Consider the following 13737-nt stretch of genomic DNA (forward strand, 5'->3'; position numbering starts at 1 on the left):
GACTCTTTAACTAGCACTGCTAATAAAGAAGCTACGACCTCCGCCCGCCCCCGCACCACCCGTAGCTGCCAACCAACGAGGAAAGGTCGCCCGCGGGGACGCATCACCATCGGCGCCCGCGGGCACGATCCCCCGAACCCCCACCCACCCCCACCGCAAGCCACCAACGGCGCGGCACGGGCGGTACGGCACGGGCGGTGCATGGGTGGCGGGCTACGCCGAGACCCGTGACTCCGCGGCGTCCCTCTGTGCAGGCACCTCCACCGTCCCCTCCCCGGCCCCGGCGCCCTCCTCCTCACACTGCATGTCCCGCGGCAAACGCAACGCCATCACCGCTCCCAACAGCAACAGCCCGGCACTCACCAGCAACGTCACATGCAGCCCGTGCACAAACGAGTCCCGGGCCGCATGCCGCAGAGCGGCCCCCGCGCTCCCGCCCAGTCGCGCGGCAACCTCGTACGCCTCCCCCAGCGAATGCCCCGCCGAAGCGGAAGCCGACTGCGGAACACCCGGCACACCCGACAGCCCCGGTGTGTACGCCGCGTTCATCACGGTGCCGAGCAGCGCGATCCCGATCCCCGCCCCCAGCTGGTACGACGTCTCCCCGATCGCCGCCGCCCCACCGGCCTGCTCCTGCGGGGCCTCGCTCAGCATCGACTCGTACGCCCCGAACAGCGTCGTCTCCAGCCCGAAGCCCAGCAGTACGAAGGAGGCCACCATCAGCGCACAGTCGTCCGTCCGGCCCATCGCGGTCAGCAGCACCACCGCGAACGCCGTCAGGCAGAACCCGAAGCACACCATCCGCCGCGGCCCGAACCGCCGCAGCATCCGCGCTCCGGCCAGCCCCGCCGCCATCGCGGCGAACGTCAGCGGCAGCAGCCGCAGCCCCGTCTCCAGCGGAGACAGCCCCAGCACCAGCTGGAGGTACTGCGCCGCGATCAGTTCGAGTCCGACCAGCGCGAGCATCGCCAGCACGATGCACCCGACGGACGTGCTGAACGCCGGCCGCGCGAACATCTTCAGGTCCACCAGCGGATGCGTCCGCCGCCGCTGCCGCCGCACGAAGCCGATCACCAGCAGCGCTCCCACCACCAGCGGCGGCACGGTGAGCAGGCTCCCCAGCGACTCGCCGCCGCCGAGCCGCTTGACGCCCAGCACCACGCCGAACAGCCCGGCCGCCGCCATCAGCGCACCGACGACGTCCCAGGGGCCGTCCCCGTCGCCCTTCGACTCGGGCAGCAGCAGCCGCCCCACCGGGAGGCTGACCAGCATCAACGGAATGTTGACGAGGAAGACCGACCCCCACCAGAAGTGCTCCAGCAGGAAGCCGCCGAGCAGTGGTCCGATCGCCGCGCCGACGGCGGCCACGGCGCTCCAGATGCCGATCGCGAGCGCGCGCTCACGCCGGTCGGGGAAGACCTGCCGCAGGATCGACAGGGTCGCGGGCATGATCATCGCGCCGCCCACGCCGAGCAGCGCCCGCGCCACGATCAGTACCTGGGCGTTGTCGGCCAGGGCCGCCATCCCGGAGGCGACGCCGAACAGCGCGTACCCGAGGAGCAGGATCCTCCTGCGGCCCACACGATCGCCCAGCGTGCCGAACAGGATCAGCAGCGAGGCGCAGACCAGTGGGTAGACGTCGACGATCCAGAGCAGCTCTATCCCGCCGGGCTTCAGGTCCTCCGTGACGGCGGGGACCGCCACGTGCAGCACGGTGGCGTCGACGGCGACCAGCAGCAGGCTGACGCAGAGGACGACGAGAACCACCCAGCGGTTGGCACCGGACCCGGCCGCCCGACGGCGCAGCGCAGCGGCGGCCGTGGTCGTCCCGGACATGCACGTACCTCCCAGATGTTCCCTCGCGATCGGCGGGCTCACGGGGTGGGGGACGCCCCCGCGACTCGGCCGGAGAGGAGCGGTGGTCCCCGGCCCGCGCAAACGAAAAGCGAGTGACACGTCAGAGTACGCGAGTCCGCGCGCAAGCCGAGTGGCGGACCTCTCACGGTTCCGCCGGAACGATGTGGCGTACGCCACTCCCCTCTCCGGCGACCACGCCCCGGACGGCCGGCCGGTTCCGTCCCGGGTCGATAATCGGGCCCGTGACCGATCTGGAGACGCGCGCGGCCCCGCCCCGCGCCGGGGCGCTGCGCCGGGCGGCCCCGGCACTCCTCGGGTACGCGGCCGTCCGCGTCCTGGGCCTCGTCACCCTGGCCGTGTGGAGCGCGGCGCGCGACAAGAGCGCGTACACGCTGCTGACCGCTCGCTGGGACGCGCTCTGGTACACCAGGGTCGCCGAGCTCGGCTACGGCTACGAGGTGCGCCTGCCGAACGGGGACGTGCACTCCAACCTCGCGTTCTTCCCGCTGCTGCCCTGGCTGGAGCGGCTGGTGGCGGCGGTGTCCCCGCTGTCGCACGCGGACGGCGGTTTCGTCGTCAGCCTGTGCGCGTCGGTCGCCGCCGCCTGGGGGATCTTCGCGGTCGCGGACCATGTGTACGGCCGACGGGCCGGGGTGTTTGCGGTGCTGCTGTGGGCGGTGCTCCCGGTCGGGATCGTGCAGTCGATGGCGTACAGCGAGTCCCTGTTCACGGCGCTCGCCGCGTGGGCGCTGTACGCCGTCCTTACGGGCCGCTGGGTGACCGCGGGCACGCTGGCCCTGCTGGCGGGGCTCACCCGCCCGGTGGGGCTGGCCGTGGTGGCCGCGGTCTGGGCGACGGGCATTGCCACCTTCGTGCGGGACCGACGCGCGGCCGAACCGGACGGCGCCCGGGACGCGCTACGCGCCCCGGCCTCCGCCGATGGCACCCGCCGCGTGCTCGGCATGCTGCTCGCCCCCCTCGGGGCCGCCGGGTACGTCCTGTGGGTCGGCCACCGCACCGGCAAGGGTCCGCTCGGCTATCTCGACGTGCAGGCCGGATGGCGCAACGGGTTCGACGGGGGCTACGCCTTCGCCCGGTTCGTCGGCGAAAAGTTCGCGTCGTTCCCGTCGGCCCTGGCCGGCATGGGGCTGATCCTCGGGGTCGCGTCAGTCGTCTGGCTGTATGTGACCGGGGTACGTGGGCGGCAGCCGCTTCCGCTGCTGGTCTACACGGGCATCGTCGTCGCGCTCGCCCTGTGCGCGTCGAGCTACTTCGGCTCCAAACCGCGCCTGCTGCTGCCCGCCTTCCCACTGCTGCTGCCCCTCGCACTGGCCCTCGCCCGGCTGCGTCCGCGCAGGTCAGCGCTGGTGCTAGGGTCCGTGGCGATCGCCTCGGCGGTGTACGGGGCGTTCTGGCTGAACGGCTCGGGTCCGCCCTGACCCGCTGTGAGCACCGGGAGAATTCCGCGCCATGCTCCGGTGAACGAATTCAAAAGCGCGATAAAACCGTCACCCGGAATGATCAAACGAATTGAAGGCCGCAGCGGCCGTCGATTACAGATTCCGTGGAAATAAACCTCCTTCTGAGAGGAATCCCACATCACATCGTCATCACAAAGCCGTTGATTCGAGCGGGATCTCAGCTCACTCGCTGTAACGTCGATTGGGTGCGTACCGAACCGAAGCTCACCCGTCTGGACCGGGTCTTCGCCCGGCTGGATCGTGAGCCGGAACGACCGGCCCACATCGATGTGCCGAAGATGAGCAGGCACCGCATCGTGCTCTTCGCGGCGACCCTGGCCTTCTACGGCGCGATCGTGTGGGCCGTGGTGATCACGTCCTGGCTGGTCCGGCTCGACTGGCAGGTCATGTTCTTCCGGCCGTACCAGCAGTGGTCGGGGATCCACTGGTTCGTCGACTACTACGTGGTGCTCGGCCAGCGCGGTCCTACCGCCGTGATGGTCGCGGCCTGGCTGGGCTGGCGCTCCTGGCGTCAGCACACCCTGCGTCCGCTGCTCGCCCTCGGCGTCTCGCTGTTGCTGCTGAACATCACGGTCGGCGCCGCCAAGTACGGCATGGGCCGCCTGGGGCCGCACTACGCGACCGTCATCGGCTCGAACGAGATGTGGCGCGGCGGCGATATATTTCCGAGCGGTCACACCGCGAACGCCGTGGTGACCTGGGGAATCCTGGCCTACCTCGCTTCCGGCGCGAGAGCGCAGCGCTGGCTGTCCGCCGTCTCCGCGGTGACCTCCCTCGGTGTCGGCATGGCCACCGTCTACCTCGGTACGCACTGGCTGAGCGATGTCCTCCTCGGCTGGACCGCCGGCCTGCTGATCCTGCTCGGCCTGCCGTGGTTCGAGCCGCTGATCGCCCGTGCCGAGGCCACGATCTTCGACCTGCGCGACCGCTGGCGGGTCCGCTCGGCGCCCGCTGCCGCCTCCGGCGGCGCGCCGCCCGTGGTGGTCACGCCGCTGCCCGACCGGGACGACGTCGCGGCCCACTCGCCCCGGGCCCCCGCCTATCTGGCCCCGGGCCCGCACACCACCCGCTCGGAGCGCACCCCGATCACCCCGGCCGGCAGCCGCCGTCCGCCGCACGCGGAGCGGCACCCGGAGCGGCACCCGCGCGGCTCGGCCTCCTCGGCACGCCCCTGACGATCGGCCGACGGCACAAGGCGGAGGGCCCCGGTTCCCCTCCGGAACCGGGGGCCTCGCCGTGTCTCAACCCTTCCAGGCCCGCGCCACCCGGCCGCCCTTCACCTCGAAGTTCAGCCGCCCCACGCGGTACTCCATCGTGATGATCGCCCCCGGCGGCAACGAGCGCACCGTCGGCCAGCCGCGCTCCCGCGCGAGGTGTTCGGCACGGCCTGCCTCCAGGCCGACATAGGTGTCCGGGCTGTCGTCGGGTTCCGCGGAAGGTGTCGGATTCGGTGCCATACCGCCACGCTATGTCCTGCCCGGGGAGCCGGGAAGTCCGGGCCGGTAAGCAAGGTCACACAGCCCCGATCCGTCCCCTTCCGTCTCTCGCCTGTCACGCTTCTGTCACAAGATCAAGGCAGGAGTTTCGGGCGTTGTCCGTCACACGGACGAGCGGTTCTGTAGGCCTTCCGCAGGCATTCGATCGGGAATTCCGCGTGTCACATGAGGCCATGGAAAAGCCCGGCGGAAAGTTCCGGGAGAAGTGCCTCCGGAGCCCGTTCCATTCCGGTGCCGGACCGGGCCCGCGCGGCCCGCGCGGCACAGGAAATGCATGGCTTCGGCCCGAAGAGGCCGGTACGCCCCCTGTCGGAGCGCGCGGCGACGCGAGCATCATGACGTGGGCTCGCGGGTACGTGGCGCGGGCTTCGGCGGGCCCGGCACGCGATGAGCGAAGGGGCGAGCGAGCGATGGGGACGCAGACCGTACAGGCGACGGCGCGGCCCGTGCCGCGGACGAAGCACGGCCGGGTGGTCGTCGACTGGCTGACGACGACGGACCACAAGAAGATCGGCCACCTCTACCTGATCACGTCGTTCGTGTTCTTCCTGATCGCCGGTGTGATGGCGATGCTGATGCGCGCGGAGCTGGCCCGTCCCGGCCTCCAGATCCTCGACAACACGCAGTTCAACCAGCTGTTCACGATGCACGGCACGATCATGCTGCTGCTGTTCGCGACACCGAGCTTCGCGGGCTTCGCGAACGAGCTGATGCCGTTGCAGATCGGCTCCCCCGACGTCGCCTTCCCCCGGCTGAACATGCTCTCGTACTGGCTGTTCCTGTTCGGCGGGCTGATCGTGCTCGGTTCCCTGGTGGTGCCCTCCGGTCCGGCGGACTTCGGCTGGTTCGCCTACGCCCCGCTCAACAGCGCGGAGCGCACCCCGGGGATCGGGGCCGACCTGTGGATCATGGGGCTGGCACTGTCCGGCTTCGGCACGATCCTCGGCGCGGTCAACTTCATCACCACGATCATCGGGATGCGCGCCCCCGGCATGACGATGTTCCGGATGCCGATCTTCACCTGGAACACGCTGTTCACGTCGATCCTGATCCTGATGGCCTTCCCGGTGCTCGCGGCGGCGCTGCTGGTGCTGGAGGCGGACCGGCGGTTCGGCGCGCAGGTCTTCGACGCGGCCAACGGCGGGGCGATCCTGTGGCAGCACCTGTTCTGGTTCTTCGGCCATCCCGAGGTGTACATCATCGCGCTGCCGTTCTTCGGGATCATCACGGAGATCATCCCGGTGTTCAGCCGCAAGCCGATGTTCGGCTATCTGACGCTGGTCGGCGCCACCATGGCGATCACCGGCCTGTCGGTGGTGGTGTGGGCGCACCACATGTTCGCCACGGGAGCGGTGCTGCTGCCGTTCTTCTCCTTCGTGAGCTTCCTGATCGCGGTGCCGACGGGCGTGAAGTTCTTCAACTGGACCGGCACCATGCTCAAGGGCTCGCTGTCGTTCGAGACGCCCATGCTGTGGGCGGCGGGCTTCCTGGTGACGTTCCTGTTCGGCGGGCTGACCGGGGTGATCCTGGCGTCACCGCCGATGGACTTCCACGTGACGGACTCGTACTTCGTGGTCGCGCACTTCCACTACGTCGTCTTCGGCACCGTCGTCTTCGCGATCTTCGCCGGCTTCTACTTCTGGTGGCCGAAGTTCACCGGGAAGATGCTCGACGAACGGCTCGGCAAGATCCAGTTCTGGGCGCTCTTCGTCGGCTTCCACACCACGTTCCTGGTGCAGCACTGGCTGGGTGCCGAGGGCATGCCCCGCCGGTACGCGGACTACCTCGCCGCGGACGGGTTCACCACGCTCAACACCGTCTCGACGATCGGCGCGTTCCTGCTCGGCATCTCGACCCTGCCGTTCCTCTACAACGTGTGGAAGACCACCAAGTACGGCGAGAAGGTCGAGACCGACGACCCCTGGGGCTACGGTCGTTCCCTGGAGTGGGCGACCTCGTGCCCGCCGCCCCGGCACAACTTCACGACGCTGCCCCGGATCCGGTCGGAGTCGCCGGCGTTCGACCTGCACCATCCGCAGTACGCGGCGGTGACGTCGCAGCCCGAGCCAGCGCGGCATCAAGCCGGTCGCGAGTCCTCCTGACCGCCTCGACCAGCTCCACCGGTTCCAGCACCTCGAACTCGAAGCCCAGCATCACCACGTGGATCACCATCACGTCGAGGCTGCCGGCGCCGCAGCGCAGCAGGCAGCTGTGCGGGCCCTCGGCCTCCAGGACGCCGGCGGAGGGCGAGATGTGCGCCGCGGCCTCCTCCAGGGGCGCCAGGAGCCGTACCACGGCGTGGGTGGCGTACACGCGCGTGGAGACACCCTGGGAGACGTAGACGGCGAGGTCCTCGGCGGGCGGCTCGCGCGGCACGAAGCGCGGCCCGTGCGGCGGCCTGGGCGTGACGCGGTCGGCGCGGAAGGTGCGCCAGTCCTCCCGGTCCAGGTCCCAGGCGACCAGGTACCAGCGGCGTTCGGTGCACACCAGGCGGTGCGGTTCGACGCTGCGGCGGCTGAGGGTGCCGTCGTGTCCGCGGTACTCGAAGCGCAGCCGCTCGGCGTCCCGGCAGAGGTGGGCGAGTTCGGTCAGCACGGCCGGGTCGACGGCGTCGGGCAAGGGGCCGCGCAGCATCGGCACGGTGAAGGCGTTCAGGGCGCCCACGCGGCGGCGCAGCCGGTTCGGCAGCACCTGTTCCAGTTTGGCGAGGGCCCGGACCGAGGTCTCGCCGATGCCCTCGATGCCCTGCCCGGCGGACGTGCGCAGTCCGATCGCCACGGCCACGGCCTCGTCGTCGTCCAGGAGCAGCGGCGGCAGCTCGGCGCCGGCGCCGAGCTGGTAGCCGCCGCCCGTGCCGGGGCTGGCGTTGACCGGGTAGCCGAGTGCGCGCAGCCGGTCGACGTCCCGGCGCAGGGTGCGGGCGCTGACGCCGAGCCGCTCCGCCAGAACGGCACCGGACCACTCGCGGTGGGCCTGGAGCAGGGAGAGCAGACGCAGCAGGCGGGCCGAGGTCTCCAACATGGGGCGAGTCTGCCAGCCCTTGCGGACACCCACTGTCCTCAAGGCGTGTAGGCCAGTTGCGGGACGGTGCTCGCCCTGTCCCGGGCCCTGCCGGCACGCGCGCGCGTGGTCCTCGTCGACGAGCCCGCCCAGGGCATGTCCCCCTCCGTCGCGGCCCGCACGCACGAGCTGCTGGGCGGGCTCGACGCCTGCGTGGTGATCGCCGAGCAGCGGCTGCCGCCCGTCCTGCGCGAGCGGCACGCGCTCGTCTACGAACTGCGCCGCGGGGCCGTCGTGTTCGCCGGGGAGACGAGCGAGCTCAGGCACTGAGCCGAGATGCCGAGGCCCCGTCCGGTCGGCCGACCGGACGGGGCCCGTGTCCCGGCGAGGGGGAACAGCGGTCAGAGTTCGAGGCTCAGACCGGGCACGATCACGTCGGGGTCGCCGCCGATGGCGGCCTTGTTGGCGTCGTAGACGCGCTGCCAGGTCGTCCCGTGGCGGGCGGCGATACCGCTCAGCGTGTCGCCCTGGCGGACGGTGTAGTCACCGCGTGAGGAGCTGCGGTCGGCGTGTTCCGTCGGGCGCGCCGGTGCCTTCGAGGGCTTCGCCGGCGCGGACTTCGTGGTGGTGACCGGGTCGGCGGACGCCGGTGCGCCGCCGCTCGCCCCGGCGCGTGCCGAGCAGACGGGCCAGGCGCCCCACCCCTGGGCGCGCTGGACCTTGGTGGCGACGGCGATCTGCTGGGACTTGCTCGCCTGGTCGGCGGTGGCCGCGTAGGCCGTGCCGCCGTAGGCGCTCCAGGTGGAGGCGGCGAACTGGAGTCCGCCGTAGTAGCCGTTGCCGGTGTTGATGTGCCAGTTGCCGCCGCTCTCGCACTGGGCGATGCGGTCCCACACTCCGCTGTCAGCCGCCGCGGCGTTTCCGGTCGCGGCCAGCAGTCCGAGGGGCGCGAGCAGTGCCGCCCCGGCGAGGACCGCCGTCGTACGAACCTGGTTCTTCCGAGCGTTGTCGCGAGTGGTGTCGGCACATTCGGACATGTAGTTCCCTCTCGAAGCACTCGAGGTCCCCCAAGGCGGGACGCCGCCCTCCGCGCCATGGGGCGCGTGGGCCGCGCTCGCCCCGTCCGCAGGTGTGGTGCTGTGCGCGGTTCCGGAGAACCGTGCGGCCGGCGGACGTACCCGAGCGGTGCTCGTTGCACACGGCGGAGGAATGTATGGAAGGTGACGGGCCGACAGCAACCAGTCCGCTGTCAGGGCAGGCCAGTTCACCGATACCTCGGGTAACGGCAATTTCCGGACACCCACTTCATTCGTGGATTTCCGGATTTGTCGACCACCCCACCTGCTGACCTGTGACCCACTTCACCATCCCAACACCCTTTACAAATCAGGGACTTGACCGTGAGTGCCCGATTCCGTGCCGAGCGTGACCCTGTGCGCTGGATGGTTCGATTCCGTTCGCCGTAAGGCGTGACTCCCGCCACAGATCGCCCGTTGTCTTCTTCATGAGCCGGGGCCGACCCGGACCACGGGCCGGGAGCCACCCGGCCCCGCCCCGCACCGCATCCCCGAGGGAGTCACCCGTGCCGCGCATGCTCGACGTCAGCGACGAGGTACGCGCCGAGATCGGCGACGAAGAAGCCGACCGCCTGCTCGCCGGAGAGACCGCCCCGGGCAGTTACGACTGCACGTCCTGCCGCACTCCGGGCGACTCCGAGCAGGAGCGCACCAGCACCGTCCTCTTCATCGGGGACGAGACCGCCGTCCTCGCCTTCGCCCACGCCGGCTGTCTGCCCTCGCAGGTCGTGCAGGTCACCGAGGAGCAGCTCCGGGGCGCCGTGAAGTCCATCACCGGCGACACCGTCGACCTGGAGCCCGACAAAGTGGCGCCCGAGCAGGCGGTGCTCGGCGTGACCAGCGGACTCATCCTGATCGGTGGGGAGTTGCACCCGGCCCTCGTGGTGGAACCGACCGTGCCCATCGCCCGGCCCGGGACGACCGGCGACAGCGGCGACGAGTTCCTGCCGCTCCTCGTCGAGCAGGGCTTCATGCCCCTGGCCGAGTTGTCCGCCGTACCGCCCGTGCTGCACGGCTGGTCCGTGCTGCTCGCGGTGGGCCAACTGCACGCGGTGCTCCAGCCGGGCCAGAACGGCGGCCGTCCGGTCGCCTGGTGGCAGGCGCACCAGCCGCTGCAGGTCACCGAGGGCTGGCGCGCGGCCGCCAACAAGCACCAGCAGGTGCTGATGTTCGCCGCGCCCGTCGGCTCCATCGGCCGCCAGCCGCGCGAGGACCTGCTGCGGGACGCCCTGGACAAGGCGGCGGCGAACGGCAGGCTGGTCGCCGCGGCGCTGCCGCTGGCCGGCACCTGAGCGGCGGATCAGCCGCGCGGTCCGCATCCCGGCGAAAGCGGTACCCGGGCCGCATCCCCTGACCCGCGGGGTCGTTTGGACATACGTGCACGCATACGACGTTCCCCGCCGCCAGTCCTTCTCGTCGATCCCCTCCGCGCGATCGGCTCAGGACACCCAGGGCGGCCCATCGGCCACGCCGATCTACGACGCGCTCTACGCCGAGTACGTCAAGTCCTTCCGCGCACTGCCCGGCGACCGCAGTGGCGAGGAGAAGCTGGGCTTCACCGCCTTCGGGAACATCCCGCACGACACGGGCTCGTACGGCACGAGTTCGTACGGCACGAGTTCGTACGGCACGGGTTCATACGGCACGGGCTGGTACAGCCACGCGCACAGCGGCTCGTACAGTGCGTACAGCGCGGGAGCCCAGAGCGCCCGCCATGCCGCCGGCCAGCAGCCGCACTGGCAGCGCGTCGGGACCGTCGACCCGCACGGCACGGGGATGCACCACGTGCCCGCCGCACTGCCACCGGGACGACGCGGCGACGTCTGAGCGAGCACCGGACAGCGGAAGGGCGGCCCCCGTCGGGGGCCGCCCTTCCGCTGTTCTCGCGCTGCTTCTCGCTACTTCTTCTTCGCGCCGCGCTTCTCGCGCACCCGCACCGAGATGTGGATCGGCGTGCCCTCGAAGCCGAACTCCTCGCGCAGGCGGCGCTCGATGAAGCGCCGGTAGCCCGCCTCGATGAAGCCGGAGGCGAACAGCACGAACCGCGGCGGCTTGGTGCCCGCCTGCGTGCCGAACAGGATGCGCGGCTGCTTGCCGCCCCGGACCGGGTGCGGGTGGGCGGCGACCAGCTCACCGAGGAAGGCGTTCAGCCTGCCGGTCGGGACCCGGGTCTCCCAGCCCGCCAGGGCCGTCTCGATCGCCGGGACCAGCTTCTCCATGTGCCGCCCGGTGCGCGCCGAGACGTTCACCCGCGGTGCCCACGTTACCTGGCCGAGCTCCGTCTCGATCTCCCGCTCCAGGTAGTAGCGGCGCTCCTCGTCGAGGGTGTCCCACTTGTTGTACGCGAGGACGATCGCGCGGCCCGCCTCGACGGCCATGGTGACGATCCGCTGGTCCTGCACGGAGATCGACTCGGACGCGTCGATCAGGATGACCGCCACCTCCGCCTTCTCCACCGCGGCCGCCGTACGCAGCGAGGCGTAGTAGTCGGCGCCCTGCTGGAGGTGGACGCGCTTGCGGATGCCGGCCGTGTCGACGAACTTCCAGGTGACGCCGCCGAGTTCGATCAGCTCGTCGACCGGGTCACGGGTGGTGCCCGCCAGCTCGTTGACGACGACGCGCTCCTCGTTCGCGACCTTGTTGAGGAGCGAGGACTTGCCCACGTTCGGGCGGCCGATCAGGGCGATGCGCCGGGGGCCGCCGATGCCACCCCCGCCGAACGTCTCGCGCGGCGCCTCGGGCAGCACCTCGAGGACCTGGTCGAGCATGTCGCCGGTGCCTCGGCCGTGCAGCGCCGAGACCGGGTACGGCTCCCCCAGCCCCAGGGACCACAGGTAGGTGGCGTCGGCCTCGCCGCTCTGGCCGTCCACCTTGTTGGCGCACAGCACGACCGGCTTGCCGGCCTTGCGCAGCAGCCGTACGACGGCCTCGTCGGTGTCGGTGGCGCCGACCTTGGCGTCGACGACGAAGACGACCGCGTCGGCGGCGTCGATGGCGTACTCGGCCTGGGCGGCGACGGAGGCGTCGATGCCGAGGACGTCCTGCTCCCAGCCGCCGGTGTCGACGACCTTGAAGCGGCGGCCCGCCCACTCGGCCTCGTACGTCACACGGTCCCGGGTGACGCCGGGCTTGTCCTCGACGACGGCCTCTCGGCGCCCGATGATGCGGTTCACCAGAGTCGACTTGCCGACATTGGGGCGGCCGACGACGGCGAGGACGGGCAGCGGGCCGTGCCCGGCCTCCTCGATCGCGCCCTCGACGTCCTCGAGGTCGAAGCCCTCCTCCACGGCGAGCTCCATGAACTCCGTGTACTCGGCGTCGCCGAGCGCCCCGTGGTCATGCTCGTGCGCGCCCGCGGAGGCGTCCGAGCCGTCGGGCTGGATGTGGTCGCTCATGAAGTCCGTACCTCGTAGTTCATCGTGGTGGTCGGTGGAGTACCCGCGGTTCCGGGGTGATCCACTACTCAGTGTTGCCTAGCGCCCGGTGAAGCGCCTTGCGTTTTCCAGGTGGGCGGCGAGCTGCTTCTGGATGCGCCCGGTCGCCTCGTCCAGCGCCGTGCGTGTCCGCCGTCCGCTGCCGTCGCCCGCCTCGAAGGGCTCGCCGAAGACGACGTCCACACGGGACCGCAGCGGGGGCAGCCCCTTTATCAACCGTCCGCCCCTGTCGGAACTTCCCAGCACGGCGACCGGCACGATCGGGGCGCCGCTGCGCACCGCGAAGTACGCGAGCCCGGCGCGCAGCGAGGCGAAGTCGCCCTCGCCCCGGGTGCCCTCGGGGAAGATGCCCAGCACGCCGCCGTTCTCCAGCACGCCGAGCGCCCTGGTGATCGCCGTGCGGTCGGTGGTGTCGCGGTCCACCTTCAGCTGGCCGATGCCGGTCAGGAACGGGTCGAGGGGGCCGACGAACGCCTCCTTCTTGATCAGGAAGTGCGTCGGCCGGGGCGCCACGCCCATGACCATCGGGCCGTCTATGTTGTGGGAGTGGTTGACCGCGAGGATCACCGGGCCGTGCGTGGGCACCTTCCAGGCGCCGAGCACGCGCGGCTTCCACAGCCCGTACATCAGGCCGACGCCGATACGCCGCCCGACGTCGGCGCTGCGCGCCGAAGGCACCTCGGTCACTTCCCGGCCCGCTTCTCCTCGACGAGGGTCACGACACACTCGATGACCTGAGCCAGCGTGAGCTCGGTGGTGTCCACCTCGACCGCGTCCCCCGCCTTGGCGAGCGGCGAGGTCTTACGGCTGGAGTCGGCCGCGTCCCGCTTGATCAGGGCCTCGCGGGTGGTGTGGACGTCGGAGCCCTTCAGCTCGCCGCTGCGGCGGGCGGCACGCGCCTCCGGGGAGGCGGTGAGGAAGATCTTCAGGTCGGCGTCCGGCAGCACGGTCGTGCCGATGTCACGGCCCTCGACCACGATGCCCTGCTCCGCGGAGGCGGCGATCGTGCGCTGCAGCTCGGTGATCCGGGCGCGCACCTCGGGCACCGCGCTGACCGCGCTGACCTTGGAGGTGACCTCCTGGGTGCGGATCGGGCCGGCCACGTCGACGCCGTCGACGAAGATGGTGGGGCCCTGCGGGTCGGTGCCGGAGACGATCTCGGGCTTGCCTGCCGCGGCGGCGATCGCGGCCGGGTCGTCGATGTCGATTCCGTTGCTCACCATCCACCAGGTGATCGCCCGGTACTGGGCGCCGGTGTCCAGGTAGCTCAGCCCGAGCTGCGCCGCCACGGCCTTCGAGGTGCTCGACTTGCCCGTGCCGGACGGGCCGTCGATGGCGACAATCACTGGCGTGGCGCTTTCCACTGTGGGGACCTTCCTGAAACCGGGTCGGC

The 13737-nt window shown here is 71.0% G+C and carries 11 protein-coding genes and 2 pseudogenes; 6 read left to right on the forward strand and 7 right to left on the reverse strand.

The window, feature by feature from the left end; genetic code table 11:
- Positions 1 to 213: 213 nt before the first annotated feature.
- Positions 214 to 1836 (reverse strand): MFS transporter, encoded by a 1623-nt coding sequence (locus tag SSQG_RS08060; RefSeq protein WP_039932140.1) that lies wholly within the window; start codon positions 1834 to 1836, stop codon positions 214 to 216.
- Between the two features lie 263 nt (positions 1837 to 2099).
- On the opposite strand from SSQG_RS08060, the gene SSQG_RS08065 reads away from it, so the two are divergent.
- Together SSQG_RS08065 and SSQG_RS08070 are read left to right on the forward strand one after the other, a co-directional pair.
- Positions 2100 to 3296, forward strand: coding sequence for a mannosyltransferase family protein (locus SSQG_RS08065; protein WP_003989238.1), 1197 nt, complete (start codon positions 2100 to 2102; stop codon positions 3294 to 3296).
- Positions 3297 to 3523: 227 nt separating this feature from the next.
- On the forward strand, positions 3524 to 4513 hold the full coding sequence (locus tag SSQG_RS08070; protein WP_039932141.1) for a phosphatase PAP2 family protein: 990 nt from the start codon (positions 3524 to 3526) through the stop codon (positions 4511 to 4513).
- Between the two features lie 66 nt (positions 4514 to 4579).
- Here the strand turns inward: SSQG_RS08070 and SSQG_RS08075 are convergent, their stop codons facing one another.
- Positions 4580 to 4795: an I78 family peptidase inhibitor gene (locus tag SSQG_RS08075; protein ID WP_003989240.1), complete on the reverse strand. Its 216-nt coding sequence runs from the start codon at positions 4793 to 4795 to the stop codon at positions 4580 to 4582.
- A 449-nt stretch (positions 4796 to 5244) separates the two neighbouring features.
- On the opposite strand from SSQG_RS08075, the pseudogene ctaD reads away from it, so the two are divergent.
- A pseudogene (gene ctaD, locus SSQG_RS08080) lies at positions 5245 to 6771 on the forward strand (cytochrome c oxidase subunit I); the annotation flags it as partial.
- A gap of 43 nt (positions 6772 to 6814) precedes the next feature.
- Here ctaD and SSQG_RS38910 read toward each other — a convergent pair.
- Positions 6815 to 7855 (reverse strand): helix-turn-helix transcriptional regulator, encoded by a 1041-nt coding sequence (locus SSQG_RS38910; RefSeq protein ID WP_003989242.1) that lies wholly within the window; start codon positions 7853 to 7855, stop codon positions 6815 to 6817.
- A gap of 66 nt (positions 7856 to 7921) precedes the next feature.
- Between SSQG_RS38910 and SSQG_RS08085 the strand changes: the two are divergent.
- Positions 7922 to 8164, forward strand: a pseudogene (locus SSQG_RS08085) (ABC transporter); the annotation flags it as partial.
- 71 nt (positions 8165 to 8235) lie between these two features.
- Here the strand turns inward: SSQG_RS08085 and SSQG_RS08090 are convergent.
- A complete protein-coding gene (locus SSQG_RS08090) occupies positions 8236 to 8871 on the reverse strand; it encodes a transglycosylase family protein (protein ID WP_003989244.1) in 636 nt (211 codons plus the stop codon).
- Between the two features lie 545 nt (positions 8872 to 9416).
- Here SSQG_RS08090 and SSQG_RS08095 point away from each other — a divergent pair.
- Positions 9417 to 10202: a hypothetical protein gene (locus tag SSQG_RS08095; RefSeq protein ID WP_003989245.1), complete on the forward strand. Its 786-nt coding sequence runs from the start codon at positions 9417 to 9419 to the stop codon at positions 10200 to 10202.
- Between the two features lie 85 nt (positions 10203 to 10287).
- On the forward strand, positions 10288 to 10737 hold the full coding sequence (locus SSQG_RS08100; RefSeq protein WP_003989246.1) for a hypothetical protein: 450 nt from the start codon (positions 10288 to 10290) through the stop codon (positions 10735 to 10737).
- 71 nt (positions 10738 to 10808) lie between these two features.
- Here the strand turns inward: SSQG_RS08100 and der are convergent, their stop codons facing one another.
- The 3 genes from der to cmk form a co-directional block, all read right to left on the reverse strand.
- Positions 10809 to 12305: a ribosome biogenesis GTPase Der gene (gene der / locus SSQG_RS08105; RefSeq protein WP_003989247.1), complete on the reverse strand. Its 1497-nt coding sequence runs from the start codon at positions 12303 to 12305 to the stop codon at positions 10809 to 10811.
- Between the two features lie 78 nt (positions 12306 to 12383).
- Positions 12384 to 13031: a lysophospholipid acyltransferase family protein gene (locus SSQG_RS08110; RefSeq protein ID WP_039932142.1), complete on the reverse strand. Its 648-nt coding sequence runs from the start codon at positions 13029 to 13031 to the stop codon at positions 12384 to 12386.
- Positions 13028 to 13690, reverse strand: a complete 663-nt coding sequence (gene cmk, locus SSQG_RS08115) for a (d)CMP kinase (RefSeq protein WP_425314983.1) — start codon at positions 13688 to 13690, stop codon at positions 13028 to 13030. Before cmk ends, SSQG_RS08110 begins: the two co-directional genes overlap by 4 nt.
- Between the last annotated feature and the right edge of the window lie 47 nt (positions 13691 to 13737).

Source organism: Streptomyces viridochromogenes DSM 40736 (genome assembly GCF_000158955.1).
GTDB classification, from domain to species: Bacteria; Actinomycetota; Actinomycetes; order Streptomycetales; family Streptomycetaceae; genus Streptomyces; species Streptomyces venetus.